General features: G+C 42.7%; 27 protein-coding genes. 22 read left to right on the top strand and 5 right to left on the bottom strand.

Features of this window, described 5'->3' with window-relative positions; genetic code table 11:
• Positions 1–58 precede the first annotated feature (58 nt).
• The 6 genes from FW774_RS14635 to FW774_RS14610 all read left to right on the top strand — a co-directional run bounded on the left by FW774_RS14635 (position 59) and on the right by FW774_RS14610 (position 4,490).
• Positions 59–850, top strand: a complete 792-nt coding sequence (locus FW774_RS14635) for an S-adenosyl-l-methionine hydroxide adenosyltransferase family protein (protein ID WP_149348946.1) — start codon at positions 59–61, stop codon at positions 848–850.
• Between the two features lie 228 nt (positions 851–1,078).
• The gene (locus tag FW774_RS14630) at positions 1,079–1,603 is read left to right on the top strand and encodes a hypothetical protein (protein ID WP_149348945.1); all 525 of its coding nucleotides are present in this window, start codon (positions 1,079–1,081) and stop codon (positions 1,601–1,603) included.
• An 83-nt stretch (positions 1,604–1,686) separates the two neighbouring features.
• A complete protein-coding gene (locus FW774_RS14625; RefSeq protein WP_149348944.1) occupies positions 1,687–3,513 on the top strand; it encodes an ABC transporter ATP-binding protein in 1,827 nt (608 codons plus the stop codon).
• A 231-nt stretch (positions 3,514–3,744) separates the two neighbouring features.
• Positions 3,745–3,951 (top strand): hypothetical protein, encoded by a 207-nt coding sequence (locus FW774_RS14620; RefSeq protein WP_149348943.1) that lies wholly within the window; start codon positions 3,745–3,747, stop codon positions 3,949–3,951.
• Positions 3,952–3,968: 17 nt separating this feature from the next.
• The gene (locus FW774_RS14615) at positions 3,969–4,175 is read left to right on the top strand and encodes a hypothetical protein (RefSeq protein WP_149348942.1); all 207 of its coding nucleotides are present in this window, start codon (positions 3,969–3,971) and stop codon (positions 4,173–4,175) included.
• A 69-nt stretch (positions 4,176–4,244) separates the two neighbouring features.
• Positions 4,245–4,490 (top strand): YtxH domain-containing protein, encoded by a 246-nt coding sequence (locus FW774_RS14610; protein WP_149348941.1) that lies wholly within the window; start codon positions 4,245–4,247, stop codon positions 4,488–4,490.
• A gap of 62 nt (positions 4,491–4,552) precedes the next feature.
• On the opposite strand, the gene FW774_RS14605 is transcribed toward FW774_RS14610, so the two are convergent.
• Both FW774_RS14605 and FW774_RS14600 read right to left on the bottom strand, forming a co-directional pair.
• Entirely contained in the window at positions 4,553–4,774 is a 222-nt protein-coding gene (locus FW774_RS14605; RefSeq protein WP_187774910.1) for a DUF3820 family protein, read from the bottom strand.
• Complete coding sequence (locus tag FW774_RS14600) at positions 4,774–5,376, bottom strand: 2,3-bisphosphoglycerate-dependent phosphoglycerate mutase (RefSeq protein ID WP_149348939.1); 603 nt, start codon at positions 5,374–5,376, stop codon at positions 4,774–4,776. Before FW774_RS14600 ends, FW774_RS14605 begins: the two co-directional genes overlap by 1 nt.
• A 230-nt stretch (positions 5,377–5,606) precedes the next feature.
• On the opposite strand from FW774_RS14600, the gene FW774_RS14595 reads away from it, so the two are divergent.
• The 5 genes from FW774_RS14595 (at position 5,607) to FW774_RS14580 (ending at position 8,684) form a co-directional block, all read left to right on the top strand.
• Complete coding sequence (locus FW774_RS14595) at positions 5,607–6,980, top strand: DUF6600 domain-containing protein (protein ID WP_149348938.1); 1,374 nt, start codon at positions 5,607–5,609, stop codon at positions 6,978–6,980.
• Between the two features lie 145 nt (positions 6,981–7,125).
• Complete coding sequence (locus FW774_RS14590; RefSeq protein WP_149348937.1) at positions 7,126–7,344, top strand: hypothetical protein; 219 nt, start codon at positions 7,126–7,128, stop codon at positions 7,342–7,344.
• A complete protein-coding gene (locus FW774_RS14585; RefSeq protein WP_149348936.1) occupies positions 7,334–7,660 on the top strand; it encodes a hypothetical protein in 327 nt (108 codons plus the stop codon). The genes FW774_RS14590 and FW774_RS14585 overlap by 11 nt, the downstream gene beginning before the upstream one ends.
• 27 nt (positions 7,661–7,687) lie before the next feature.
• A complete protein-coding gene (locus FW774_RS20915; protein ID WP_410522744.1) occupies positions 7,688–7,846 on the top strand; it encodes a glyoxalase superfamily protein in 159 nt (52 codons plus the stop codon).
• Between the two features lie 4 nt (positions 7,847–7,850).
• Positions 7,851–8,684: a class I SAM-dependent methyltransferase gene (locus FW774_RS14580; protein ID WP_149348935.1), complete on the top strand. Its 834-nt coding sequence runs from the start codon at positions 7,851–7,853 to the stop codon at positions 8,682–8,684.
• A gap of 11 nt (positions 8,685–8,695) precedes the next feature.
• Here the strand turns inward: FW774_RS14580 and FW774_RS14575 are convergent, their stop codons facing one another.
• Complete coding sequence (locus tag FW774_RS14575; protein ID WP_149348934.1) at positions 8,696–9,088, bottom strand: acyl-CoA thioesterase; 393 nt, start codon at positions 9,086–9,088, stop codon at positions 8,696–8,698.
• 188 nt (positions 9,089–9,276) lie between these two features.
• Here FW774_RS14575 and FW774_RS14570 point away from each other — a divergent pair, with 188 nt between their 5' ends.
• The 3 genes from FW774_RS14570 to FW774_RS14560 all read left to right on the top strand — a co-directional run bounded on the left by FW774_RS14570 (position 9,277) and on the right by FW774_RS14560 (position 11,878).
• Complete coding sequence (locus tag FW774_RS14570) at positions 9,277–10,377, top strand: MBL fold metallo-hydrolase (protein ID WP_317132763.1); 1,101 nt, start codon at positions 9,277–9,279, stop codon at positions 10,375–10,377.
• An 81-nt stretch (positions 10,378–10,458) separates the two neighbouring features.
• Complete coding sequence (locus FW774_RS14565; protein WP_242457842.1) at positions 10,459–10,875, top strand: DUF5655 domain-containing protein; 417 nt, start codon at positions 10,459–10,461, stop codon at positions 10,873–10,875.
• Positions 10,876–11,107: 232 nt separating this feature from the next.
• Entirely contained in the window at positions 11,108–11,878 is a 771-nt protein-coding gene (locus FW774_RS14560; protein ID WP_149348932.1) for a hypothetical protein, read from the top strand.
• 264 nt (positions 11,879–12,142) lie between these two features.
• Here FW774_RS14560 and FW774_RS14555 read toward each other — a convergent pair whose 3' ends face one another.
• Both FW774_RS14555 and FW774_RS14550 read right to left on the bottom strand, forming a co-directional pair.
• On the bottom strand, positions 12,143–13,375 hold the full coding sequence (locus FW774_RS14555) for an McrC family protein (RefSeq protein WP_149348931.1): 1,233 nt from the start codon (positions 13,373–13,375) through the stop codon (positions 12,143–12,145).
• Between the two features lie 3 nt (positions 13,376–13,378).
• Entirely contained in the window at positions 13,379–15,787 is a 2,409-nt protein-coding gene (locus FW774_RS14550; RefSeq protein WP_149348930.1) for an McrB family protein, read from the bottom strand.
• Between the two features lie 434 nt (positions 15,788–16,221).
• On the opposite strand from FW774_RS14550, the gene FW774_RS14545 reads away from it, so the two are divergent.
• The 8 genes from FW774_RS14545 to FW774_RS14510 all read left to right on the top strand — a co-directional run bounded on the left by FW774_RS14545 (position 16,222) and on the right by FW774_RS14510 (position 26,402).
• On the top strand, positions 16,222–16,806 hold the full coding sequence (locus FW774_RS14545; RefSeq protein ID WP_149348929.1) for a TetR/AcrR family transcriptional regulator: 585 nt from the start codon (positions 16,222–16,224) through the stop codon (positions 16,804–16,806).
• Between the two features lie 16 nt (positions 16,807–16,822).
• A complete protein-coding gene (locus tag FW774_RS14540) occupies positions 16,823–18,151 on the top strand; it encodes a TolC family protein (RefSeq protein ID WP_149348928.1) in 1,329 nt (442 codons plus the stop codon).
• An 11-nt stretch (positions 18,152–18,162) separates the two neighbouring features.
• Positions 18,163–19,287, top strand: coding sequence for an efflux RND transporter periplasmic adaptor subunit (locus FW774_RS14535; RefSeq protein ID WP_149348927.1), 1,125 nt, complete (start codon positions 18,163–18,165; stop codon positions 19,285–19,287).
• 128 nt (positions 19,288–19,415) lie between these two features.
• On the top strand, positions 19,416–22,625 hold the full coding sequence (locus FW774_RS14530; RefSeq protein ID WP_149348926.1) for an efflux RND transporter permease subunit: 3,210 nt from the start codon (positions 19,416–19,418) through the stop codon (positions 22,623–22,625).
• A 169-nt stretch (positions 22,626–22,794) separates the two neighbouring features.
• Entirely contained in the window at positions 22,795–23,604 is an 810-nt protein-coding gene (locus FW774_RS14525) for an MlaE family ABC transporter permease (RefSeq protein WP_149348925.1), read from the top strand.
• Entirely contained in the window at positions 23,604–24,380 is a 777-nt protein-coding gene (locus FW774_RS14520; RefSeq protein WP_149348924.1) for an ABC transporter ATP-binding protein, read from the top strand. The genes FW774_RS14525 and FW774_RS14520 overlap by 1 nt, the downstream gene beginning before the upstream one ends.
• Positions 24,377–25,345 (top strand): MlaD family protein, encoded by a 969-nt coding sequence (locus FW774_RS14515; RefSeq protein ID WP_149348923.1) that lies wholly within the window; start codon positions 24,377–24,379, stop codon positions 25,343–25,345. Before FW774_RS14520 ends, FW774_RS14515 begins: the two co-directional genes overlap by 4 nt.
• Positions 25,346–25,445: 100 nt before the next feature.
• A complete protein-coding gene (locus FW774_RS14510) occupies positions 25,446–26,402 on the top strand; it encodes an aldo/keto reductase (protein WP_149348922.1) in 957 nt (318 codons plus the stop codon).
• Positions 26,403–26,531: the final 129 nt, after the last annotated feature.

Below are 26,531 nucleotides of genomic sequence, written 5' to 3'. Positions count from 1 at the left end.
TGAATATTTGCAACAGCAAAAACCTATCGCAAGATTAGTAATAAATATTCACATTTTAATGGCAATAATAACCCTTACAACTGACCTTGGTGATAAAGATTTTTACCAGGCCGCCCTCAAAGGGAGCATCCTCAGCCTGTTGCCAGCTGTATCTTTGATAGACATTACGCATAACATTTCTGCTTTCAATATTTCTGAAGCTGCTTTTGTTTTAAAAAACGCTTTCCCCTATTTCCCCAAAAACAGTGTTCACCTCATCGGTATCGATTCTGTATATAATCAAAATACACGTTACCTGGCCATACGCTACCGCGATCATTTTTTTGTTGGGTCTGATAACGGCATATTCTCGCTGCTTTTTGAAGAAGATCCCCAGGAAATTGTAGAGCTGCACATTATGCAGGATCTGAAGTTTTTGCATTTCCCCTTAACGGATATTTTTGCTAAGGCAGCTACGCATCTCGCCAAAGGTGGCAAAATAAGCGAGATCGGTCTGCCGGTTAGTCATGTGGAAGAAAAAATGAGCCTTCAACCGGTTATCGAGCGTGATATTATCCGCGGAAGCGTAATTTACATTGATTCATTCCAGAACGTGATTACCAACATTACCAAAGATCTGTTTACCCGGGTACAGCGCAACCGGAATTTCGCCCTGTTCTTCCGCCGCAATGAATCGATTACACAACTTAGCTGGCACTATAATGAGGTTCCCGAGGGCGAAAAGCTCTGTTTGTTCGGCATTAGCAATTATCTTGAAATAGCCATTAATAAAGGTAACGCCAGCGGTTTGCTGGGTCTGAATTTAGGCGATATTGTGCGGATAGAATTTTATTCGGAAAAGAACGTTTAGCTTATAAGGATGAAGGTGGGAAGGTAGAAGGCGTAAGGTGGCTGAAAGCGGAAAGCATAAGGCTAAAGCTAATGGCACTGCCAGGCTCTAACAAACCAAACAACCAAAAAGCTGAAAAACTATATCATGAATCGTCCATGATTAAATAATTATTAAACACACAAGGGCAATGATTATTTAATCATGGTAAGAACCATCTGACAAATGAAAAACAATGAAAATAAACAGATGAAACTCATACTTTTATCCATCTTCTTCCTCTTTTCGGGAATGTTCTGTTACGGTCAGGCCGATACGTCTGCCTACCAGTTGCAGCGTACCAAGGTAAACCGCCTGCTTGATGAACGAAGCATGAAATTCGGGCAGTACGACCAGAGCCTTACCATGCACACAGGTATATTTGGGTTGAAGACCAAGAAGGATATGCAGCGATCTATTGATATTTTAACGGAGATTGTGCAAACTGATAACCATATTTTCCGTGAGCTGAAAATCCTGCTTGATTATAAGGATCTGGAAAAGACACAAGCTGCCACCAAAGCCAGTGATGTGGAGGGCCGGATAAACGCCTATATGCAAACCATTGCCAAGCTACAGCAGCAAAACGATCGCCTGAATGCTCAGATCAATACCCTGGAAAAACAAAAAGACATCCGTTCTGTCATCAGCATGGTGTTAGGTCTTGCCCTCGTTGCTCTTTTGTATTGGATATCCCGGAAGAAACCGGCATTTTTTACCGGTAAAACCCGTTAGTTTACCGTCATTATTCTGTAACATACCCAATAAAGCTTCCGGCAGCCGGCCTGTACACGTACATTTGCCACTTTACATTCACTATGGCCAGAGGACGATTTAACAGCAGCAATAAACCATCGGAAGAATTACCCAAAGCAAAGCTTAACAGGGAGAATCTCCGGAAAATACGCGGATTACTCAAATACCTGAGTCCGTACAAAGCGAAATTTATTACCGGCATGCTCTTCCTGTTTCTATCCAGCCTGGTTGGATTGGCTATGCCAGCGCTCCTGGGCGCAATGATCGACGCTGCCGAGGGAAAACATAAGTTTAACTTCATTCCGTCAAACCTTACCATTATCGGCACAACAGCATTCATAATCTTGTTTGTGCAGGCATTCATATCCTTTGGTCGTATCCGCCTGTTTGTTGAGGTAGCGGAGAAATCGTTGGCCGATATCCGGCGAAATACGTATTTCAAACTGATCTCGCTGCCTATGAACTTCTTTTCTAACCGGCGTGTCGGTGAGCTGAACAGTCGCCTTTCGGCGGATCTATCACAAATACAGGATACCTTAACCACCACACTTGCGGAAGCAACCCGGCAACTGGTACTGCTAACCGGCGGAATTGTGCTGTTATTCGTACTATCGGTAAAACTCACACTGCTCTTGCTGACTTTGCTACCAGTAATGATTGTTATTGCGTTACTTTTTGGCAAATTCATTCGCAAACTTTCGCGACAAGCGCAGGATAAGCTGGCTGAATCGAACACCGTAGTTGAAGAAACACTCCAGGGAATAAGCAACGTAAAAGCGTTTGTTAACGAGGCCTACGAAGCCAGCCGCTACGATAAAAACCTGCGGGAAGTGGTCACTATCGCTTTGCGGGGAGCTACCTACCGGGGCGTTTTTGTATCGTTTATTATATTTTGTCTTTTTGGGGCTATTGTAGGCGTTATCTGGTACGGTTCATCGCTGGTTATGCATCACGAGCTTAGCGCCGGTGTGCTCACCACCTATATTTTATACGCCGTATTTGTGGGCGGCGCTATGGGCAGCTTCCCCGATTTGTACGCCAATATCCAGAAAGCAGTGGGCGCCAGCGAGCGGGTACTGGAAATACTGGATGAAGTGGGCGAGCCTGTTTCTATGGTACGGGAAGAGAACGCCATCCGGAATAAACTGCAGGGTAACCTCAGCTTCAGCGATGTTATGTTCGCCTATCCATCCCGAAAAGAAATAACGGTTTTGAACGGCGTTTCATTTACGGCAAACGCTGGTGAAAAAGTTGCCATCGTAGGGCCCAGCGGAGCCGGAAAATCAACTATTGCCTCGCTGATCCTTCGTTTTTACGAACCGCAGCAGGGAAGCCTGATTTTTGACGGTAAACCTTCTGCTGAATTTCCTCTGACCGACATCCGCAACCAGATTGCCATTGTGCCGCAGGATGTGCTGCTTTTCGGCGGAACCATCCGTGAGAATATCGCTTATGGCAAATTAAGTGCATCTGAGGAGGAAATTATCCAGGCGGCAAAACGGGCCAATGCGCATAACTTCATTGCCGGTTTCCCCGAGGGATACGACACTGTCGTAGGTGAGCGTGGTGTAAAACTTTCGGGCGGACAACGCCAGCGCATCGCTATTGCCCGGGCCCTGTTGAAAGACCCCGCCATTTTGATACTGGATGAAGCCACCTCTTCGCTTGATTCTGAATCGGAACGCCTTGTACAGGAAGCGCTGGAGGAGCTGATGAAAAACCGCACTTCCATCATTATTGCGCACCGGCTTTCAACCATTCGCGAGGCTAACCGGATTGTGGTATTGGAGAAAGGCCGGGTAGTAGAAAGTGGCTCGCACCAGGAGCTCTTACAAAACGAGGAAGGCTTATACCGTTACCTGAGCCAGTTGCAGTTTGATGTGTCGTGAAAGTAGTATTGCGTACAGCGTATTGCACACTAAGACCATAACGCTGCACTTGATCCAAAGAGCTCCGGAAAGCAACAGAATATTGCAGTATAACGCTCACCATTAGTAATAATCTTTGGCTTTATAACATAAAGATTTCAGAGGCAAAAGAAACTTTTCATTTGCCAGAAAACAACCACTTCGTTTGATACCATCAAACAATATTATATTTTTGTATCAAACAAAACAGCAATGATAGCGCAAAGCCTGATAGCGGAAGTAATAGATTCTCAAAACGAAGCCTGGCTAAAAAAAGACAGCAGCGTAAAACGTGAAAAACTTACTGCAATAAAGCTCCACGAGAGTTTCGCGAGCATTGTAACTGGCATACGGCGTTGTGGCAAAAGCACGTTGCTGCGTCAGCTATTACCTTCGGTTTCGGGAAAATCATTGTTTTAAACTTTGAAGACCCTCGTTTGGCAGGCTTTGAAAAAGATGATTTCCGGAGATTAGACAGCGAGTTGAAAGCCCGAAAAGTGAAAAGGAAAATAGCAGGTTTGGTTGAAGCGATGATTTTTTTCGGTTTGGAAAAAGGGAATATCATAACGCTGCACCAGGAAGATGTATATCATGTTGAAGGCAAAGAAATAACCCTTCTTCCTGCACGGAAATTGTTATTATAAGTCATTTTCGGGTTTCACCCAAAATTCTGGCAGGGTTTTTATACTATATCCGGTAAAACAACTAATATTATGAGTAACAAATCTAAAATAGCAACAGTAATGCTGGCGGGGCTGGCTGCTGGAGCAGCGGTGTATTACTTACTGGCAACAGATAACGGAAAAGAAACCTGCGATAAACTAAGCAGCTCGTTAAAAAACCTGGGCGGTTTAATATCCGACCTGAAAGATAAGGCTGCTGACAGCATTGACCAGATTTCCGGACAGGCAGATAAGCTGGCCGGCAGTGTTAAATTGCGTGTACAAAGCGCTGTTTAACGGCTAATTGATTTCGTTACAAACAGCATATAAAGGTTACTCTCAACTAAAGAGTGACCTTTTTATCTATTTTTCGCTTTTTTAAGCGGGGCAAGCAGGTAATCCAGGCCGTTCAGCTTAATTTCATACATGGTTGCTAACTGCATACCCAATTTCCCTGGCGGAAACCCTTTGGTGTAAAGCCAGTTTAAATAATATTCAGGCAGGTTACAAAGCAACGTACCTTTATATTTTCCAAAAGGCATGGATGTGGTTACCAGTTCATTCAGAATTTCGCTGTTCATTATAAATTTTTTACTTCCTGCAACGCTAATTGCGCATCAAATATATACAAACGCGGCACACCGGTAAGTATGTTTATCTCAGCAATTGCTTCTTCACTGATATGCTCAAGATACATCATTAATGCCCGCAGGCTATTGCCATGCGCCACAATAAGTACGTTATTCCCTTGTTCTAAATAGGGCACAATATGTGAGTGATAATAGGCTAAAACCCGCACCTGCGTATCTTTCAGGCTCTCTCCGCCGGGCGGAGCAACGGAAAAGCTTCTTCGCCACAAGGCAACTTGTACAGCACCGAACTTCTCGGCTGTTTCGGCTTTATTCAATCCCTGTAAATCGCCATACATACGTTCATTCAGTGCGGCATCCTTAAAAACCGGTAAGTCTGTTTGTCCTGTAACATGCAGGATAATATCCAGCGTTTCAATGGCACGCTTCAGTTCGGATGCAAAACAAACATCAAACGGTATATCTTTTAGCTTCTCGCCCGAAAGCCTGGCCTCTTCCCTGCCCTGGTCAGTTAAATCAACGTCAACCCAGCCGGTAAAACGGTTCTCCAGGTTCCATGCAGATTGTCCGTGCCGTACAATAACTAATTTCATAGTTTATTTTTATATTGGATAGCTATATACAGCGTTTAAATAAATCATTCACTGATTGGCTATTTTGACTTAACACTATACCAGCAACAATGATTGATCAAATTTAATAAATCATCCATCTCATACTATTGTAACATCTTTGTACACTTAAGTAATCGCAGTAAACGTTTTAAGATGTTGTATCGTCTATACCATATAACAAGGCGAAAGCCATTAATACAGGAAAGACTATGAAACGATGGATCAAACTCTGGATGTTAGCTGCTCTAACCCTCACCGGTTTAAGCGCAGTAACTCCGCAAAAAACGCAGGCGAGGCCTGTAAATATATCCTTTCAGCTATTTTACGATCAGTTAGCTCCGTATGGCCGGTGGATCAATACCCCCGAATATGGCTATGTGTGGGCGCCAGATGTAGAGCCGGATTTTGCACCTTATGCTACCCGCGGGCACTGGGTAGTTACCGCTTATGGTAACACCTGGGTTTCTGATTATGACTGGGGATGGGCGCCATTTCATTACGGGCGTTGGTTTTATGATGATTTTAACGGCTGGGTATGGGTTCCCGACAGCGAATGGGGCCCGGCATGGGTTGACTGGCGCACCGGGGGCGGATATTATGGATGGGCCCCCTTAGGTCCGGGAATGACCATTGGTGTCTCGGTAAATATCCCCTTAAATTTCTGGGTATTTGTGCCGCAACAATACATTTGCAGTCCGCGTATTTACGACTACTATGCTCCGCGTCCGCGAAACGTGAATATTTTCAGTCGTACAACCATTATCAATAACGTATATGTGTATAACAACAGGCGTTACTACAGTGGCCCCCGGGTGAGCGAACTTGAACGGGTAACCCGCAACCGGGTAAACGTTTACCGGATCAACGATGAGCATCGTCCCGACCGCTCAAGAATTTCGGGAAATAACGTGAACTTATACCGGCCGGTAGTAGTAAAAGGTCGCAATGATGCACCTTCTAAAGTGTACGACAGATCTAACAGGCAGCCTGTTAACGTTGATAATAACAGACCCCGTCCAAGCCGTTCTGAAGGAAATGCTAACACGCCCAATAACCGTAATAATCAGGGTGTAAGTTCAGAACATCAGCGGAACAGGAATAACGATGTCCAACGGGCAGATCGTTCTGCCGAATGGCGGCAAAGAAGGCAGCAGGAAGATCGTGGTGAAAGTCGTTCTGCAGAGCAGATGCAACAACGCAGGCAATTGTATGAACAGCAACGACAACAGCGTGAGCAACAGCGGCAACAACAGGATCAGGCTACCCAACAACGCCAGCAGGCTGAACGCACACGTCAGCAGGAACAACAACGAACTGAACGGATGCAGCAATATCAGCAACAGCGGGCACAACGCGAACAACAGGCTGCAGAGCAACAACGTCAGCAAGCCGAGCGTACACGCCAGTATGAGCAGCAACGGGCTGAACGACAACAACAGCAACAACGCCAGCAAGCTGAACAGGCAAGGCAACAGCAACGGACGCAACGTGAGCAACAAAACGTTGAACGTTCACGGTCAAGCCAGCCTTCCCACAACGAGGGTTCTAATCAGCGTAACGGTGGCAGACCGTCAAGAAGGTAACCGGATTGAGTCATTTTAAAAAACAAGGCATCTGATAGCATCGGATGCCTTGTTTTTTGAACAGTAAATCATACCGATCGTTATCTTTAAATCTTAACCTGTTTTCAGGCACTCATAGTTCAGGAAAAAATAATAAATTTGAAATATGAAAGTCGCACTACAATATGTAAACGATATACATGGTAAGGTACAAGCTGTACAGCTACCTTTAAACGAATGGAGAAAATTACTTGACAAGCTGAAAAAGTATGAGCAGGCTTTAAAGCTACGTTCTGACCTTAAAGAAGCATATGAGCAAGTTGCTACTCTTAAACAAACAAAAGGACATAAGCAAACACTTGATGAGTTTTTGAATGAGCTTTAGCGTCATCCCAAGTGACAAGTTTAAGAGAGAAGCAAAACGACTTATCAAAAAATTCCCCTCTCTTAAACAAGAATTGGTCGTTTTGAATACTACTCTTACGGTTAAGCCAGAAACCGGAACTCCCTTAGGTAACAATACATACAAAATCAGGCTTGCAATTAAGAGTAAAGGAAAAGGGAAAAGCGGCGGTGGGCGAGTTATCACCTACACAATAAGCGATAACAAAGAAGTATACCTGCTAACTATCTATGATAAGTCTGAGTTTGATAGCATAGATGACAAAATGATAAAAGCCATTATAGAAAGTTTGTCCTAAAACAAATGTGCGAAAGGTGTATATAAGCTGTTATATAAATCAATCAACAATAAAAATTATAAATATATGCGGCCTGGGCTTCGTAAACTTGATTGGGATGCTGATATACTCATTATGACCGTTATTGACCCGTTTTATAATCGTATTGAACTTTTCGTACGCATCGGTAACAACCGAAATAACTGAAAAAATGGATAAAGAAACCGGAAGCGCTACAGCTATAGGAGCCGCCATGTTACGGGCCGCACACCAGCTTATTGATGGCCACAATAAATTACTGGATGATCCTGTTATTCTACGGTTAATAAACCCGGAAGCCCCTGAATACATCCGTCAGCATAGCGAATATTTTTATCATCCTAAGATGATGGCATTACGAACCCACATCGTTTTACGAAGCCGCTATGCCGAAGATTGTTTAAAACAGGCGGTTGACCGGGGTATCCGGCAGTATTTGATATTGGGCGCCGGTTTAGACACATTCGCTTACAGGCAACCTGGTTGGGCTGATGAACTTATGATTACTGAAGCGGATCATCCGGCCAGCCAGGCAGAAAAACTACTTAAGCTACGGCAAGCCCACGTATCTTTACCAGAAAATCTCAATTTTATTACTATCGATTTGGAATCGGACGAATGGACAACCGCATTAGACAGTTGTATAGACTTCACCAAACCGCTCTTTATTGCCTGCCTGGGTGTAATGGTTTATCTTAGCCGCAAGGCGGTGGATCGTATTTTCCGGTTTGTGGCTGCGTTGCCACAACAAAGCGAGATTGTTTTTACGATGTCGCAACACCGGGATCAGGCTCCGGAAAGTATAACCGCAGCACGGGCAGCCGCATTAGGCGAACCCTGGATTACACATATCAATCACGATGAACTTAGCCGTCAACTGTACCGGGAAGGTTTTAGCAGCGTTACATTTCTGAGTCCCAATGACGCTTATAAAATGTATTTTATGGATAACCACGTACAAATCCCGGTGCCGCAAAGAAGCAGTATCGGCCGGGCCGTGGTTTAACCAAACGTGGGTTAATCCTTTTTAAAAGCCTCTTCAGCGCTAATTACCCCGGTTTTTCCATGCGGGGCAGGAACTCCATTCTCATCCACATGCACAAAAACCATTTTATCAATGGTGAGAATGCTTTGCTTGGTTACCTTGTTACGAACTTCGCAACATAGGGTGATGGATGTCCGGCCAAAAGCGGTTGCCGCGATACCCATTTCTATCACATCGCCCTGGCGTGCCGAACTTACAAAGTTAATTTCTGATATAAACTTGGTGACAATGCGGCTACGGCCCAACTGGCACATGGTATAAATAGCAGCTTCTTCATCGATCCACCGTAACAAGCTACCGCCAAATAAGGTACCGTTAGGGTTCAGGTCTTCCGGTTTGATCCATTTACGTGAGTAAAAATTCATTGAACTATCTCCTTTTTACAAAAGAAACAAACTGCCGGCAAAATAACAGGACAGGTACCGGCATTTTACGCCGTGTTGACTTTGCGCTTGCAATTCCTGCACGATAAATTGTACATTCGGGCCGTTAAATTTTACACCAGGCTACAGATTACCATGCTAATTATCAGCTAAAACGGATAACCACTCCCATGATAATGATAATTCTATTCATCATCCTGTTAATATGGATAATAATACTTCTTTATACCCGACTTCCTAAATTCGGAAAGGCTCCAAACGGCGAACGCTTAAAACGAATAACCCTATCTCGTAATTACGCTGACGGCAAATTTCAGAACACGCATTATACGCCGACATTAACTAAGGGATATTCCATGATGGGCTTACTCTATAAACAATTCTTTAAAGCCCTGCCACGAAGAAAACCAACCGGTTTAATCCCTTCCGTTAAAACAGATTTAAAGGCGCTTTCCACAAAAAGCGATGTGTTAGTGTGGTTCGGACATTCGTCTTACTTTCTGCAATTAGAAGGCATACGTTTTTTAGTCGACCCGGTTTTTAGCGGTAACGCCTCTCCTATTCCAGGAACAAATTTAGCTTTTAAGGGCAGCGATATTTACACGCCAAACGATATGCCTGAGATTGATTACCTGCTTATTACGCATGATCATTACGACCATTTGGATTACGAAACCATTATAGCGCTAAAAAGCAAGGTAAAACACATTGTATGCGGACTTGGCGTAGGCGGACATTTTGAACGCTGGGGATTTGATACTGAAAAAATCATTGAGCAGGACTGGGACGAAACTCTTGCGCTTGCTAATAATCTCACCTTACACACTACTCCGGCAAGGCATTTTTCCGGCAGGGGATTTAACCGAAATAATACCTTATGGCTATCGTATATTCTGCAAACGCCTAAGCTTAACCTTTACCTGGGCGGCGACAGTGGTTACGATACACATTTTGCTGAAATCGGCGAAAAATTCGGGCCGTTTGATTTGGCCGTACTGGATAACGGACAGTACAATGTTGCCTGGCAGGCTATTCACATGTTACCCAACGAAGTTTTGCAGGCTGCCCGCGATTTAAAAGCGAAACGCTTGTTCCCGGCACATTCATCTAAATTCGCCCTGGCCCAACATGCCTGGGATGAGCCACTGAAAACAATCACCGAGCTTAACAAAACATATCATCTTCCCCTAATAACACCCAAAATTGGTGAAATGGTTGACCTCAACAACACTAACCAGACATTTACGACCTGGTGGGAAGAAGTAGAATAACGGATAAAGCTCAGCTACGGGCATTTAACTTAAGCCTGTAAACAATTAAATTTCGGCTACTTTTATAAAAAAGAAGAACCAATGTGGACTTGCCCGTTTTGTCATCAGGATTTTGCCCAACAGAACCAGACTCATTCCTGCAATGAGAATACTATAGAAGCCTTTCTAACCGGAAAAAGCGACTATACCGTTGCGTTATATCATCATTTTACGGCGGCCTGTAAACAGCTTGGCGAAGTCAGCATACGCCCCACAAAAAGTATGATTGCCATTGCTGCCCGTATTCGCTTCGCGTATATTAACCAGCTTGGTAAAAATTTCATCAACGTGGTTATACCGTTTACAGAACCGCATCCCGATAATTTATGCTTTCATAAAATCGCACAGGTTCCCGGAGATGATAAGCAGTTCAACCATCATTTGCGCCTATATTCCCCCGACGACTTGAATGAAGAAGTTCTACGGTTTTTAAAAATGGCTTATATCCGGGCCCTGTGAGAAGCTGTTTAAATTTTATTTTACAGGGTTAAACAATGGACGGTGAAGACACCGTACATGGCTCCCTGCCGCTGCTGGTGTCACCACCAGCAGCCTCTGTATAACTTCACTTTTTCATTTTTAAACAGCTTCTAAGATTTAAACGATATGGTCGGATTACGCTATTTTTTAATCCGGCTGTAGCGTTACGACTAAAATAGTCGTACTATAATTAAAAACCGATTAACCAGTTATGAAGAAAATTTACTTTCCGGCATTTCTTGTTGTTTTGCTTTCCGGATGTGATTCCATAAGATATTATATGCCGGTAATGCTCAAAGCCGATTTAACCTACATGCCCAAGCCAATGTCTTTCGACAGCATTAAAACATCAAATTACGTTACCGCCACCTACGGTGGTAAATCAATGGCAAACCTTGATGAAGAAAGTACCTTTGGACAGTTCAGTTTTTCCCGAAGTCATTATTTAAAAAACATCAATGTTTCTTATGGAGGCGGGGGATATTTTGGAACGGTAGAAAATAATTCCATAGATACTACTGTAGTTAATGTTCTCGACAGAAAAAATTTCTCGGGTTTTAATTTAAATACGTCTGCAAACCTGGTAACCAGTTCAGGCAGAACAGATTTCAGGGTTATCGGGTTGGAACTTGCCTACAACAAAGAGTTTGGTGATTACTACCACTACCGCAAATCGGTTATTGGTATTCCCGATGCTTACAGTATCACACGCAGTGATCTTTTTTCCGCGGGACTGAGCAGTGAAGTTATCTGGCACACTAAAAATTCCATACATACGCAATTCGGGTTCAAACTAACTATAGGCAAAACTTTTGGCAACTTAAAATACAAAGGAGTTGGTTCTCATAACAACAACGATGATATTATCTGGGGTAACGGCAGGGGATCGTCGGCATTCGCTTTTTTCTTTCAGCTAAAGCAATTTCATTTTATTTTTGATCAATCTACGGCAAGCCGGTTTAGCGTAGGATACAGGTTTTAAATTGCACTATTATCTTCAATATTAGCGACCGGACTTTTCAAGAAATCAATTGAAAAGCTATCAGCATATAAGTAAAGCCAGAGGCTTAAAAGTACCCGAACGAAGCCGGAGCTTCGCTCTATCGGGCGCATCGCGTGCCGCGTGTGCCTTTAAGCTGTAAAAGCCTGTACCTGTTAATAGTTTATAATGGCATAAGTTAGTCCTTGCATAATCCAAGCTTAAACTTAAGCCAGCGTAAGAGAGCTTCGCTTTATCGGACTTTCTCTAAATATTCAACGTCGTATTCAATTTTGCAAAAATATCATCCGCTACGATTCTACTCTGTTTTATAGTAAGGTTATTGGTAATGTCAACAAAACCTAGTTTACATTTTTTGCCTAAATTATCATAGTGGAATGTTCCGAAATGGCTGTCACTTTGATTGATTTTAGGATAAAGCAATAATGTCTTTTCGGCTTTCCAATGCAGATTATAAACAAACATTTGCTTTATGTCATCGTCTGATGGATTGGTAGAATCTACTATTTTCCATTTGGTGTCAATTACAAATGTTTCGTCTTTCATTTTCAAAACGATGTCAGGACGAATCTTTTTATTTTCCCAAAATTTATCTGAGTTCTGAAATAAAACCTCTATCTCATTGGTTTTATGTTTTTGAAGAATTCTGAAAATATATTCTTCCCACAAAACATTCATATCAAACAAAAGCGTGAGTAAGTTTTCGTTTCCGTAATTCAAACTTGGCGAATAATTCAGAATGATGATTTTTGCAATATCTATAGCCTTTTGATAATCATGACTTTTTCGGTCAATGATAATCTTATCAAAATGTTTTTTCTGAATATTTATGTTTTTAAAATCTTGAAATTCAAACAGTAATCGGTTTAATTTATCTTTTAAAGAATCGCTCACAAAGGTTTTCAAAACTAACAGACCTTTAAATAAAATCTGATGTAACAAATGGTTTTTGTCGTAAACCTGATGTTCACAGTAAAAACGTTCTTTGTGAACCAAATTTTGCTGAATGTTTTGAGCAAAAAGCAATTTGCCTTTTAAAGCGTTTTGGTTGGATTGATTTTTTCGGTATTTTTTTATCAATCCTTTTTTTACCAATCGCTCAACTTCGTTTAAATACAACTCAAAATAAACGTCTAAAATGGAATGGTAGCGTTTTTTTAGTTGCGTTTCTGAAATAGATTCAACTTGAATGTGTTTGCAGACTTTCAGCATATTCAGCAACACATTTTGCCAAAGATTTTTGTCTGCATTTTCGTTATTGTCTGCTTTTGGAAGAATTTCAATCGTTAAACCACCAATTTGAATCACACCAACATAACTACCAAATCGGATTCCTTTATGAATAATTGTAAAGTATTTGTTTTGGTGCAATTCATTGAATTTTACCATTGCATCAAAATGATGTTTTCGGAAAATTCCCGAATCATCATATCGTAATTTTTGATACTCGAATACTTGTATGAATTTTTTGTTATTCATTCGTTAATCTTCGTAAACAGAAATAAAAGTTTGTTCATTCCAATTGTCAAACGAAGTAAAACGAAATACTTTTTTATCTTCTAAAAAGTCATTTTCATACGTGAAGTTTTTCGGGAATTTTGCTGTGTTTTCTTCTTGAAAAATGAAATTACCACCTAAAACCAAACCGATTTTCCCGAAATCTCCATAAAAATATTCTTCCAAAAGCGGAATAATTTTGTCTTTAAAAACCAACTTCAAATCGTCTAAATTTTGAATCCCGATAAAGTATGAATGACCAATTTGATGGTCTTTGTCAATCAATACTTCAATGCGTTGGTTTATTGTTTCCAACAATTTTTTCAAATCGACATCTCGATATTCCGAATCCAACAAAATTTCGGGATTGGGTTGCATTTCCGTAAACGAAAAACGCCTTCTCAAAGCGGTGTCCAATGCTTCTACACTTCGGTCGGCTGTGTTCATTGTTCCAATGACATAAACATTATTGGGAACAGAAAATTTATCATTGGAATAGGGAAGTGTTACTTCGGTTTGTTCCTTATTTCCTTTTCGTTTGTCTTCTTCCAAAAGTGTTATGAGTTCTCCGAAAATTGCGGAAACATTTCCACGGTTGATTTCGTCAATGATGAGGACGTAATTTTTAGTGTTTTCAGTTGTTTCAGGATTGAAGTTAAATTCGGACTTCAAATGATTGATAACACCTTTAAAATATCCCTCCCAACCAATAAAAACCTCTTTTCCGTTTAGTTGTTGTAATAATTTTTCTTTGGTTAAAACGCCTTGTTTTTCTCTCTTGCTTCCTGTCATCAAACTTAAATTTCCGTTTTTATTAAGAGTAATTGAAAAAGTTTTGTCTGTCGGAGTTTTAAGCTCAATTATTTCATTTTCAGCTAATTTTTGTTGAAGTTTCTCATAAGCATTTTCAAAACTTACGGTGTTTTTAGGGTTGGCATTTTGGCACAAACTTTTAAAAATTCCGTCTTTTACTTCGTAAGTTACATTACCGTCCGATGTTTCAGGTTTTATTCCCTCGATAAAATCCTCGTAGCTCAAACTTTGATGAAACGTAGTAAATACAATTTGTTTAGCATTAACCAAATTTTCATATTCCGCATTTATTTCTTCACGAGTTCTTGCTTTTTTTCCGTTGATGATTTCAACAGCTATTCTTTTTGTGTTGTACGTTTTTCCTGTTCCCGGAGCACCAAACAAAATTTGATTGAGAGGCGTTTTTTTATCGAATTTTGTAATTTCCATTGGCTTTTCGGTTGTTGTTTGATTATCCAATTGGTTCAAAATTTCATTTCTAAAATCTACATCAAAAGCCATTTGTTCTAATTCTTTTTTGTTGTACTTGGAATATCCTGAAATTTGAGTGCGATTGAGTACTTGCTCAACTGCATCAAAAACCTTAATTTGATGATTGTTTATTTCTGAAATAGTATTTGTGCCATTCCAATATGCTTTTGGATTTCCGTCAAAATTAGAATACCTTTCTGTAAATCCTTCGGTAGAAATCGCTCCAAATGTTAATTCAGTACTTTTAGAATTATTAACTCGAAGAATATATCTTTGACCTATCGTGAACACGATAAATTTTTTGTTTCGAAAATTGAAAACCAATCTTTGGTCATTTTGTTGTAAGCCGAACTTTTCTATGATTTTATCTAAAAACTCATAGTATTCCTCCAAATCTTTTCGGTCAAAATCTTTCAATAGATTGACTAAATCAGTTTCTTTAAAATCTCTAAAAACGACATACAAAATATTCTGAATCATCAGATATTTATCTTCCCAATCTGGTTTTTGATAAAATTTGCGATATGTATTGATGAAATTTTCATCATCCAATAAACTTTCTTCAATAATTTGATTGGCTAATTCTTGCAAATGCAAAAATCGTTCTCCAGATTTTTTCGCTTTTATATTGAGTTGGTCACAGAAATTCTTGTAATAATCTGCTTTGTACAACATATATTTTTCAGGAAAACGAAAAGCCAAATAAACCGAAATTGTTCGCTCATCTTGTTGAGCGTTAATATTGGTTCGGTTTAATGTTTGTCTGACTTTGGGTAATAATTTCTCTGATTCGACTTGAAAGGTTTTTATCCTTTGTGCAATTTCTACTGATTCGTCATATAAATTACGAAACATTTCTCTTGTTTCTTCGGGAAAATTTTGAGCTGATTTTTCGATAAATCCCCAAGAATTCTGATATAGTAGATTTGAAACTTTGCTAAAAGAAGTCCGAAACATTTGATAAAAATCGTCTGCTTCTAAATTCCAATTTTTCTGAAAGGTGCTTATCGCCAGATATTTGTAAACCTCATCAGGTTCTCCGTTTTTGGCTAAAATGTCAATGTATTTCTCAATCAACTGAGAAGTCGTATTTTTTAGGTTTTCAATCATTTCTGTTTCAGTTCGATTATTATAGCTACTATATACTATAACCGTTTCGTTAGCATCGCTCAAAACGCTTGACCGCCAATACCCAAATATAAGCACTTAGTCGTATATAAACATTTCTATCCGTTTATACAGCTAAATAACCCCACTGCCCCACCCAGGCTAAACCGGATTGAGCGGATACCGGCCTTGCGGCTAATGCTCGTGCAGTATAAGCGTAAAGCCGGGCTACCCGAACCCAAATGGCACAAGCATTGCTTTTCTAAAAATCAATCAACCTGTATTGTCATTCAACTGAACCAGTTCTGCGATTTCCCACTTTTGAATTTTGACTTTTATTACTGCTTCCTGCAACAAAAATCTTACATCAGCCAATTGTCATAAACGGAATATGTTTAATAAACAATTAAACCTTTTTATCTTACTTTGCCACCCGAATGGGCGTTCGATTAGATGATACTACCTGCAAACGAAGCGCTATTGTAAACAGCGCTATTGAACTGATTAAAGACCATGGTTTCCATGGTACGCCCATCAGTCAGATAGCCCGTAATGCCGGCGTAGCGCCCGCCACCATTTATCATTATTTTCCCTGTAAGGATGAGCTGATCTCAGATATTTATGTACAGGTAAAAAACGACATGGCACTGGGTTTAATGACTGATGATGACCCCGGAAAACCGTTCAAGGCCCGTTTTCTAGCCTTGTGGATACGGAATTGCCGGTATTACATTCATCACGAAAGTGTGCTTAACTTTTTAGAACAATATGTCAATTCGCCTTACCTGAAGCTGTACCCGGAAAAAGAAAGCGCCATCTGGCAGGAAAAAGTAATCGGGTTTTACCGCTGGGGAATTGATAACGGACATTTAAAACCGATAGAATTTGAATTGCTGGCTCCCATTATACGGGGCAGCATTGTAGCTACCGCGAAACTGCATCACGCAAAAAGGCGGGAATTTACTTACGAAGAACTTGAAAACATGGCTTTAATTATCTGGGATGGTATTAAAGCCCATTAACTTGTACCTTAAATATATGAAGCTCAATAAATCTGTATGTTACCTGCTGTTGTTTCTGCTGTGCAGACAACACGGTTTTGCCCAGGAAGCAAAAACCGATTCACTACTGCAAAACCCTACGCTGGAGGACTGTGTAAATTACGCCCTGAAAAATCGTCCGGCGGTAAACCAATCCATTATTGACGAGGAAATCGGCGAGCGGGATATTAAAGCGGCCCTGGCGGGATGGCTGCCCCAAATACGCGGCGAGGCCAACGCGTCGCATTATCTGAAACCTCCGGTGACCATATTCAATGGCCAAAAGCTGCAACAAATAGGCAACACGTCCAACTTCCTGCTTCAGGCAGACCAGAACATCTTTACCAACGATTTATTACTGGCTGCCAAAGGAGCCAAATATACCCGCACCGGTAATAGGCAAGCTACCGAACTGACCAAAATCAGCACGGTAGTAACGGTAAGCAAAGCATTTTACGCCATTCTGACCAGCAATGAGCAGCAGGGAATCCTGAACGAAGAAATCGCCCGGCTGGATAAGCAGCTTAAAGATTCGTATGCGCAATACCAGGCAGGTTTGGTAGATAAAACCGATTATAAGCGGGCAACCATCTCGCTAAGTAATGCGAAGGCCGACTTAAAGCGCACCAACGAAACCCTGAAATACCAGTACGCTTACCTGAAACAATTAATGGGTTACCCGGTAAATGCCGACCTGAAGCTGAATTACAGCAACCAGCGCATGGAGCAGCAAATCCTGCTGGACACTACCCAACAGGTAAACTACGCCAACCGGGTAGAGTATAAGCAATTGCAAACCGAGAAACAGATACAAAGCCTGAACATCAACTATTATAAGTACGGCTTTTTACCCAGCCTCTCCGCGTTTATAAACTATAACTGGGTGTATCAGAATAACAGCTTCGGCAATCTGTACAACCAGGTTTACCCGAACTCGCAGGTAGGCTTAAAGCTGGCAATGCCCATATTTACCGGAACCCGCCGCTACCAGAACATGCGTAAAGCACAGTTACAGGATTTGCGCTTAGACCTGGACATTACCGAAACTAAAAAAGCCATTAACACGCAATATGAACAGGCAATGGCTGCCTATAAAAGCAACCTGAACGAATGGAAAACCCAACGTGAGAACGTTGAGCTTTCTAAAGACGTATACAACACCATTAAGCTGCAATACAACGAAGGTATAAAAAGCTACCTGGAAGTTACCACGGCAGAAACCGACCTTCGCAGCGCAGAAATCAACTACTTAAACGCACTATACAGTTTATTATCAAGCAAGCTGGATGTACAGCAGGCATTAGGAAACATAACCGTCAACCCATAATATCGACAACAATGAACAAGCATTTATTTTGGACCGCATCATTCATTACCGCATCAGTGGTATTAGCCTCATGTGGCAATTCGGCAAAACAGGCCCAACAGAATCCGGCAGATATGGCGGTTCCGGTGGTTACAACTCAGGTAAGCAAAGAACACATTACCGGTATTGACACTTATCCCGCAACCATAGTACCTATCAATGAAGTAGAATTGCGTGGTGAAGTTGGCGGATATATCACAGCAATATTTATTAAAGACGGACAGCAGGTAAACAAAGGTCAGAAGCTGTACGAAATAGACCGCAGCAAATACCAGGCGGCATATAACCAGGCATCAGCCAACGTAGCTATCGCGAAAGCTAATCTGGATAAAGCCCAGAAAGATGCAGACCGCTATAACAAGCTGGCGCAACAGGACGCTATTGCCAAACAACGGGTAGATTATGCGCTCACCGACTTGAACAATGCCAAATCGCAGCTGGCAGCGGCACAAGCCCAGGCCGATAATGCCCGTGTAGACCTGAATAAATCCATTATTGTAGCGCCGTTTGCCGGAACTATCGGTATCTCGCAGGTAAAGCTCGGCGCCCTGATTACTCCCGGCTCTACCCTGCTAAATACCATTTCAAGCGATAATCCCATTGCCGCGGATATAGCCATCGGGCAGGATGAAATTCCACGGTTTAACCGGTTAAGAACGGCCAAAACCGATTCGTTGTTTACACTGGCATTTTCAGACCAAAGCATTTATCGCTATAGCGGAAGCATTTACACCATAGACCGAGCCGTTGACCCGCAAACCGGAACCATCAAGATACGGCTTAGCTTTCCGAACCCGCAGCATGCCTTGCGTGCCGGCATGACCGCTAACGTACGCGTATTAAATAATGATACCGGCGAGCAGGTAGTTATTCCGTACAAGGCGGTTACGGAGCAAATGGGCGAATATTATGTATTTGTGGTAAACAACAACGTGGTTAGCCAGCGGAACGTTAAGCTGGGCAGCCGTTCGGCTGATAAGATTGTAGTACGTGAGGGGTTGAAAGAAGGCGAAACCATTGTTGTTGACGGCATCCAAAACCTGCGTGACGGCAGCAAGATAACAGAAGGCGACGCCAACAAGCAAAGTCAAAAATAAAAAGTTAAAAGTCAAAACCCACCATTTGGCGGGCTCATTGATGCCTTAGTTAAAACGAAAATACATCAATAATTAAAAGCTTAATATCAGCAGCATTCCTGTTTTTGTTAAGTCATAACTGATTCAACATGATATCTGAAGTATTTATAAGAAGACCGGTAACCTCCATTGTAATATCTATTGTAATTGTTTTAGTAGGTATTCTGGCCATACGGTCGCTGCCCATAAGCCAGTACCCGGATATAACCCCGCCAACCGTTCAGGTTTCGGGCGTTTACACCGGCGCTGATGCACAAACCGTAGAACAAACGGTAATAACACCGGTAGAGACACAGATTAACGGTACACCCGGCATGGCCTACCTGCAATCTAACGCAACCAGTGATGGCCGTATGTCAACCAACGTGGTGTTTGACATTGGAACCAACATTGATATTGCCACACTGGACGTACAAAACCGTGTAAGCGTAGCCGAGCCTACCCTGCCGGATGAAGTAAAACGCCTCGGGCTTACCGTAAAAAAGCGGAATCCGACCATCATGATGGTTTTGGCCATGTATTCGCCTAACAGAACGCATGACATTAAGTTCATTGATAATTATACCAATATTTACGTACGTGATGCCTTATTGCGTGTAAAAGGTGTTGGTGATGTGACCGCCATCGGTCAGGATTTTAGTATGCGGGTATGGCTGAAGCCGGATAAGCTTACTCAACTGGGGCTGACTCCCAACGATGTAATGAACGCCCTGAAAGAACAGAATATGCAGGTTGCAGCCGGTTCTGTGGGTTCTACCCCGCAATATTCGTCACAGGCATTTGAATACTCTATTTATGTAAACGGGCGCCTGACTACCGAAGACCAGTTCAACGACATCATTATCCGGACTAAGCCCGAAGATGGCTCGGTTGTTTACCTGAAGGATGTTGCCCGCGTAGAGCTGGGACAGTTCAGCTACGGGCGTTCATCGACCATAAACGGTAATCCAACCACCATTTTGCTGGTAAACCAGTCGCCGGGAAGTAATGCCATTGAAACTGCCGACGGCGTGTACAAAACCATGAGCGACCTCAGGAAAAGTTTCCCTAAGGATATCGATTATAAGGTAGCCTTCGAAACCGTATCGGTGGTTCAGGTATCCATCAAAGAGGTAATCCATACCCTGGTAGAAGCGCTTATCCTGGTAACTATCGTGGTATTTTTATTCCTGCAAAGCTGGCGTGCAACACTTATCCCCATACTGGCTATTCCGGTGTCCATTATCGGAACATTCATCCTGTTCATCCCATTAGGATTTACCATTAATACATTAACCTTATTTGGATTTGTATTGGCCATCGGTATTGTGGTAGACGATGCCATTGTGGTGGTCGAAGCCGTACAGCATTATATCGACCACGAAAAGCTGTCGGCAAAAGAAGCCACCCGCCGGGCTATGAAAGATATTACCGCCCCGGTTATTGCCATTGCGCTTATTCTTGCAGCGGTGTTTATCCCGGTAGGCTTTATCCCCGGTATCGTAGGCCGCTTGTACCAGCAGTTCGCCATCACCATTGCTATATCAGTAATTCTTTCGGCGTTTGTAGCCCTGTCGCTAACACCGGCCTTATGCTCGCTGCTGCTAAAACCCATGAACCTGAACAAGGATTCGCACGGGTTGAATAAATTCTTCTTCAAGTTCAACGTTTGGTTTCACCGCACCACAAACCGGTACACGGAAGGTGTACGAAAAACCATCAAAGCGGCGCCGTTAATGTTCATCATCCTGATTTGTATTTATGTGGGAACATTCGGATTGTTTAAAGCCAAACCAACGGGCTTTATCCCTACCGAAGATGAAGGACGGTTATTTATTTCGGTGGAGCTTCCGCAGGGCGCATCAAGTCAGCGGACAAAAGCCATCTTAGACCAGATGTCGGATATTATCAGTAAAAAAGTACCGGCCATTAACAATGCCACAGCCATTTCCGGTCTTAACGCGTTAAACTTTTCGTTCAAACCCAGCAGCGGTACGTTCTTTATCCAGCTTAAATCCTGGGAAGACCGTAAAGACGCCTCGCAGCAGCTTTATGCCATTATTGCCCAGTTGCAGAAAGAGTTTTCGGGCATTAAGGGTGCTAATATCGTGGTGGTACCACCGCCGGCCATACCCGGTCTGGGTAATACCGGCGGATTCAGCTTTATGCTGGAACAACGTCAGGCGGGCGATATCAAGGAGTTTGAACAGGTTTGCATGAAATTTATGATGGCCGCCAATCAGCGCCCCGAAATAGGCAAAGCCTATACGTTCTTTACGGCCAAAACTCCGGGTTACCAGATTACAGTTGACCGCGAAAAAGCCAAGAAACTGGGCGTATCGCTCACTTCGGTGTTCAGCACCATATCAACTTATATGGGTAGCTCATACATTAACGATTTTACACGCTACGGGCGTAATTTCAGGGTGGTTGCCCAGGCCGACACCATGTACCGGCAGGATATTAAGGATATCGGCAATTACTATGTCACTAACCAGCAGGGCGTACAAATTCCGTTGAGTACACTAATCAGCTACAAGGTAGTAGAAAGCGCTCCGTTGATTTCGCATTATAACCTGTTCAGGTCGGCGGAATTTAACGGCAATGCGGCGCCAGGCTACAGCAGCGGACAAGCCATTGAAGCCTTAAAAGAAGTTGCCGCACAGGTGCTTCCTGCCGGATACGGATATGACTTTTCGGGCCTAAGCCGTGAGGAAATCAATTCGGGAAACAGCACGGTAGTTATTTTCAGTTTGTCCATTGTTTTCGTGTTCCTGTTGCTGGCAGCATTGTACGAAAGCTGGTCGGTTCCGTTCTCTATTTTAATGGCGGTACCATTAGGCGCCTTCGGGGCGATACTGGCCCTTACCCTGCTGCCCAGTCTCACCAACAACGTGTATGCGCAAATCGGTTTAATCACGCTCATTGGGTTATCGGCTAAAAACGCTATCCTGATTGTGGAGTTCGCCAAAGAGCGTGTAGACTGGGGAATGGAGCTGATAGCGGCAACCATAGAAGCTGTAAAGCTACGTTTACGCCCCATTATAATGACCTCCTTCGCATTTATATTAGGCGTACTTCCGCTGGCATTCGCGACAGGTGCAGGCGCTGTAGCCCGTACAACCATCGGCTGGACCGTTATTGGCGGTATGCTGGCGGCTACCTTGCTGGCCATATTCATTGTGCCGATATTGTTCGTACTCATCACCCGACTGGCTTACGGTAAAGCCAAGCTGGCTGAATTGCAGGCAAACTATCATCCCGAAGAGCATGCGGATACGCTCCATGCGGATGATGATGGCGATGAAGGTAATTATTAAGTGAGGATGAGATATCCTACAGAAAAACACCTGCTTAAAAAAATATAAAACTTAGCAGGCGTTTTCCTGTTTTCTGGAAAAAATAAATAACATTTACCGAGTTATCCTTATCTTCACCTTGTTTTTAAGTACGCTCGTTAATGCAGAAGCATCACGATAATAGTAATTGATGAACGCTGGAAAAAGTCCCGTTGATAACGAAGAAGCAGACAAACCCGTACTTACCAGGCGGTTAGACAATATGTTCTTTACATTGTATGATGTATCGAACTTTGTGGTACGTTTTTTCAAAGAAGCATTTTCACCTCCCATTGAATTTAAGGAAACGGTCAGGCAGTGTTACCAGGTTGGCTACCGGTCATTAGGTCTGATTACCCTTACAGGATTCATTACCGGTATGGTGTTTACCAAACAGTCGCGGCCTTCATTGGAAGATTTCGGCGCTACTTCCTGGTTACCCAGCCTGATTTCGATAGCTATTGTACGTGCGCTGGCTCCACTGGTAACAGCGCTGATAGCTGCCGGAAAAGTAGGTTCGAACATTGGCGCTGAGTTAGGCTCCATGCGGGTTACCGAACAGATTGACGCCATGGAAGTATCGGCTACCAACCCGTTTAAATTCCTGGTAGTTACCCGTGTGCTGGCAACCACGTTCACCATACCTATTTTAGCCATGTACACCGGCTTTGTGGGCTTGATGGGCTCTTATTTAAATGTTCACCAGAACGAAGAAACCAGCCTGGCAACATTTTTTGAAGGCGCATTTGAAAGCATCAGCTTTTTAGACCTGTTTTCATCCCTCATCAAAGCTATCTTATTCGGCTTCACCATCGGCATGGTAGGCTGTTACCAGGGATACAACTCATCCAAAGGAACAGAAGGCGTTGGCCGGGCAGCCAATGCCGCGGTAGTTATCGCCATGTTCCTGATTTTTATTGAAGAAACCATTGTTGTTCAAATTGTCGCGGCACTCAGGTAATGCAAAAACCGAAAGTACATATTGATAAAGACAAGGTGGTGATACACATTCGCAATCTCGTTAAATCCTTTGGCGACCTGCATGTATTGAGAGGCATTGACCTTGACCTGTATAATCGGGAAAACCTGGTTGTATTAGGCCGGTCGGGAACCGGAAAATCTGTGCTCATCAAAATCATATCGGGTTTATTAAAGCCCGACAGTGGCCTGGTTAACGTATTGGGCGAGGAAGTGCCCCTGCTAAATACCCGCGATTTGGATAAATTACGGTTAAAAATCGGGTTTTCATTTCAGAACAGTGCCCTATACGATAGTATGACCATTCGCAAAAACCTGGAATTTCCATTGGTAAGAAACCTGCGGAACCTGACCCGGAAGGAAATAAACCGCTCGGTAGAGCAGGTTCTGGATGCGGTTGGCCTGCTGCATACCATTAACCAGATGCCGGCAGAGCTCTCGGGCGGACAGCGCAAACGTGTAGGCATTGCCCGCACCCTGATCCTGCGTCCCGAAATTATGCTGTACGATGAACCTACAGCCGGCCTCGACCCTATCACCTGTATTGACATCAACAACCTGATCAACGAAGTTCAGCAGCGCTATAATACATCGTCTATCATCATCACCCACGATCTTGCTTGTGCCAAACAAACCGGCGACAGGATCGTCATGTTACTTGACGGACAATTTAAACGCCAGGGATCATTTGAGGAGGTTTTTGATACGGATGATGAACGGGTAAAAACATTTTATGATTATAACTTTTTAAACCAATGAGCAAGCAGGAAAATAAGCGTTCAGTTATAGTTGGCATTTTTATAGCCATTGGCATTGTTATTTTTATTGTTGCCGTGCTTACGCTCGGTTCAAAACAAAAAACCTTTGTAAGCAGCATCACGCTTAAAGCTGTTTTTGACGATGTTTCGGGATTAAAGCCTGGTAACAACATTTGGTTTTCGGGCGTAAAGGTTGGAACTGTAAAAGCCATTAACCTGAGAGGTAATTCGGTAGTAGAAGTTATCATGAAAGTGGAAGAGCAGTCGCAGAAATACATTCATAAAGATGCGTTTGTAAAAATTGGCTCTGAAGGAATGATAGGCAATAAAATTGTGGTGATTTACGGCGGCACATCAAACGCTCCTTCCGTAGATGACGGCAGTACGTTGCAGGTTGCTAAAACCACCAGTACCGATGACATCATGAATACGTTCCAGGAAAACAACAAGAACCTGGTAGAAATAACCAATAATTTCAAAGTATTATCGGCTAAATTAGCGAAAGGCGAAGGCACTATCGGTTCCCTGTTAACCGATAAACAGATGGCTGATAATTTTAAGGCTGTAATGGCCAACCTGCAAAAAGCATCGGCCAATACTAACGAGATTACACAATCGCTATCCGTTTTTACAAACAAACTGAACAATAAATCCGGCCTGGCGAACCAGTTGTTAACCGATACGGTTGTGTTTGCCCGGTTGAAAACTTCTGTAGCGGAGCTTCAAAAAACTACCGAATCTGCTTCACAGATTACGCAAAACCTCGATAAAGCTACCGCGAAATTCAACAGTAATGATAATGCCGTTGGCACGCTGCTTAATGACAAGCAGGTATCGGACGAATTAAAAAACACTATCAAAAACCTGGAGTCGAGCACAAAAAAGCTCGATGAAAATATGGAGGCCTTAAAACATAATTTTCTATTCAGGGGTTATTTCAGAAAACAGGAAAAGGCAGCGAAATAAGTAAGAAACAAGAATATAGAGACAAGAAACAAGACGAATAGTATTAGTCCCAACTTCTCCCTTTGGGAGACCGGGGTGGGCTTCATAATTCACAATACCAATGATAAAACGTACTCTCGGAAACTCGGATATTACCGTAGCGCCGCTGGCATTTGGCGGCAATGTTTTTGGATGGACGGTAGATGAACAGCAATCATTTACCTTATTGGATGCATTTGTTGAACAGGGCTTCAACTTCATTGATACTGCTAACTCTTATTCCCGCTGGGTTCCCGGAAATAAAGGCGGCGAATCTGAAACCATTATTGGCAACTGGGTAAAATCACGCAACAATCGTGATAAGGTAATTATTGCTACCAAAGTTGGCTCGGCCATGAACAGTACCAGCGACATCAAAGACATTTCCCGAGCTGCCATTTTAAGGGAAGTTGAAGGTTCGCTAAAACGTCTTCAAACCGACTATATCGACTTATACCAAACGCATTGGGATGATAACATTACCCCGGTTGAAGAAACACTCGAAGCCTATGCCCAATTGATACAGCAAGGCAAAGTCCGGATTATCGGGGCATCTAATTTATCGCCTAAGAGACTCCAGGATTCACTTGATGCAAGCGAGCGATCCGAGTTACCCCGTTACCAGACATTCCAGCCGGGCTATAACCTATATAGCCGTAAAGAGTTTGAAACCGGTACGCAGCGTATCTGTGTGGAGAATAATATCAGCGTAATTACCTATTATTCGCTGGCAAGCGGTTTCTTAACCGGGAAATACCGTTCAGAAGCTGATTTAAATAAAAGTCAGCGTGGCGGAGGTATTAAACAATATCTAAATGAACGTGGCTTCCGGATATTAAAAGCATTGGACGAAGTTGCTGCTCAAACCAATAGCAAGCCGGCACAAGTTTCTTTAGCATGGTTGTTAGCGCAACCCGGCATCTGCGCTCCCATTGCCAGCGCAACTACATTGGAACAACTCAACGATCTAACCGCGTCTGTGGACTTACAACTAAGCTCGCAACAGCTTAATTTGCTTAACCAGGCAAGCGTTTATTGAGGTTAAGATTAAGATTGAGGGGAGTGTGAGATACCATGAAATTATCCCACGCTAAGAGCACTAAACTAAATCATGCCGCATGTGCAAAACTTGCCCCTGTGAGAGCTTTGCTTAAACTTTTGCGAACTT

Origin of the sequence: Pedobacter sp. BS3, from assembly GCF_008274585.1 — a bacterium.
Lineage (GTDB): Bacteria > Bacteroidota > Bacteroidia > Sphingobacteriales > Sphingobacteriaceae > Hufsiella_A.
Note: the sequence above shows the minus strand (reverse complement) of the source record. Positions and strands in the feature narration are given on the sequence as shown.

Bases quoted from the DNA above. Each gene is read 5' to 3' on its own strand.
- FW774_RS14570 (WP_317132763.1), top strand. From the start codon at position 9,277: ATGATAATGATAATTCTATTCATCATCCTGTTAATATGGATAATAATA.
- FW774_RS14555 (WP_149348931.1), bottom strand. From the start codon at position 13,375: ATGAATAACAAAAAATTCATACAAGTATTCGAGTATCAAAAATTACGA.
- FW774_RS14620 (WP_149348943.1), top strand. From the start codon at position 3,745: ATGATAGCGCAAAGCCTGATAGCGGAAGTAATAGATTCTCAAAACGAA.
- FW774_RS14600 (WP_149348939.1), bottom strand. From the start codon at position 5,376: ATGAAATTAGTTATTGTACGGCACGGACAATCTGCATGGAACCTGGAG.
- FW774_RS14635 (WP_149348946.1), top strand. From the start codon at position 59: ATGGCAATAATAACCCTTACAACTGACCTTGGTGATAAAGATTTTTAC.
- FW774_RS14630 (WP_149348945.1), top strand. From the start codon at position 1,079: ATGAAACTCATACTTTTATCCATCTTCTTCCTCTTTTCGGGAATGTTC.
- FW774_RS14580 (WP_149348935.1), top strand. From the start codon at position 7,851: ATGGATAAAGAAACCGGAAGCGCTACAGCTATAGGAGCCGCCATGTTA.
- FW774_RS14610 (WP_149348941.1), top strand. From the start codon at position 4,245: ATGAGTAACAAATCTAAAATAGCAACAGTAATGCTGGCGGGGCTGGCT.
- FW774_RS14530 (WP_149348926.1), top strand. From the start codon at position 19,416: ATGATATCTGAAGTATTTATAAGAAGACCGGTAACCTCCATTGTAATA.
- FW774_RS14605 (WP_187774910.1), bottom strand. From the start codon at position 4,774: ATGAACAGCGAAATTCTGAATGAACTGGTAACCACATCCATGCCTTTT.
- FW774_RS14550 (WP_149348930.1), bottom strand. From the start codon at position 15,787: ATGATTGAAAACCTAAAAAATACGACTTCTCAGTTGATTGAGAAATAC.
- FW774_RS14535 (WP_149348927.1), top strand. From the start codon at position 18,163: ATGAACAAGCATTTATTTTGGACCGCATCATTCATTACCGCATCAGTG.
- FW774_RS14560 (WP_149348932.1), top strand. From the start codon at position 11,108: ATGAAGAAAATTTACTTTCCGGCATTTCTTGTTGTTTTGCTTTCCGGA.
- FW774_RS14520 (WP_149348924.1), top strand. From the start codon at position 23,604: ATGCAAAAACCGAAAGTACATATTGATAAAGACAAGGTGGTGATACAC.
- FW774_RS14510 (WP_149348922.1), top strand. From the start codon at position 25,446: ATGATAAAACGTACTCTCGGAAACTCGGATATTACCGTAGCGCCGCTG.
- FW774_RS14515 (WP_149348923.1), top strand. From the start codon at position 24,377: ATGAGCAAGCAGGAAAATAAGCGTTCAGTTATAGTTGGCATTTTTATA.
- FW774_RS14595 (WP_149348938.1), top strand. From the start codon at position 5,607: ATGAAACGATGGATCAAACTCTGGATGTTAGCTGCTCTAACCCTCACC.
- FW774_RS14565 (WP_242457842.1), top strand. From the start codon at position 10,459: ATGTGGACTTGCCCGTTTTGTCATCAGGATTTTGCCCAACAGAACCAG.
- FW774_RS14525 (WP_149348925.1), top strand. From the start codon at position 22,795: ATGAACGCTGGAAAAAGTCCCGTTGATAACGAAGAAGCAGACAAACCC.
- FW774_RS14625 (WP_149348944.1), top strand. From the start codon at position 1,687: ATGGCCAGAGGACGATTTAACAGCAGCAATAAACCATCGGAAGAATTA.
- FW774_RS14575 (WP_149348934.1), bottom strand. From the start codon at position 9,088: ATGAATTTTTACTCACGTAAATGGATCAAACCGGAAGACCTGAACCCT.
- FW774_RS14585 (WP_149348936.1), top strand. From the start codon at position 7,334: ATGAGCTTTAGCGTCATCCCAAGTGACAAGTTTAAGAGAGAAGCAAAA.
- FW774_RS14540 (WP_149348928.1), top strand. From the start codon at position 16,823: ATGAAGCTCAATAAATCTGTATGTTACCTGCTGTTGTTTCTGCTGTGC.
- FW774_RS14590 (WP_149348937.1), top strand. From the start codon at position 7,126: ATGAAAGTCGCACTACAATATGTAAACGATATACATGGTAAGGTACAA.
- FW774_RS14545 (WP_149348929.1), top strand. From the start codon at position 16,222: ATGGGCGTTCGATTAGATGATACTACCTGCAAACGAAGCGCTATTGTA.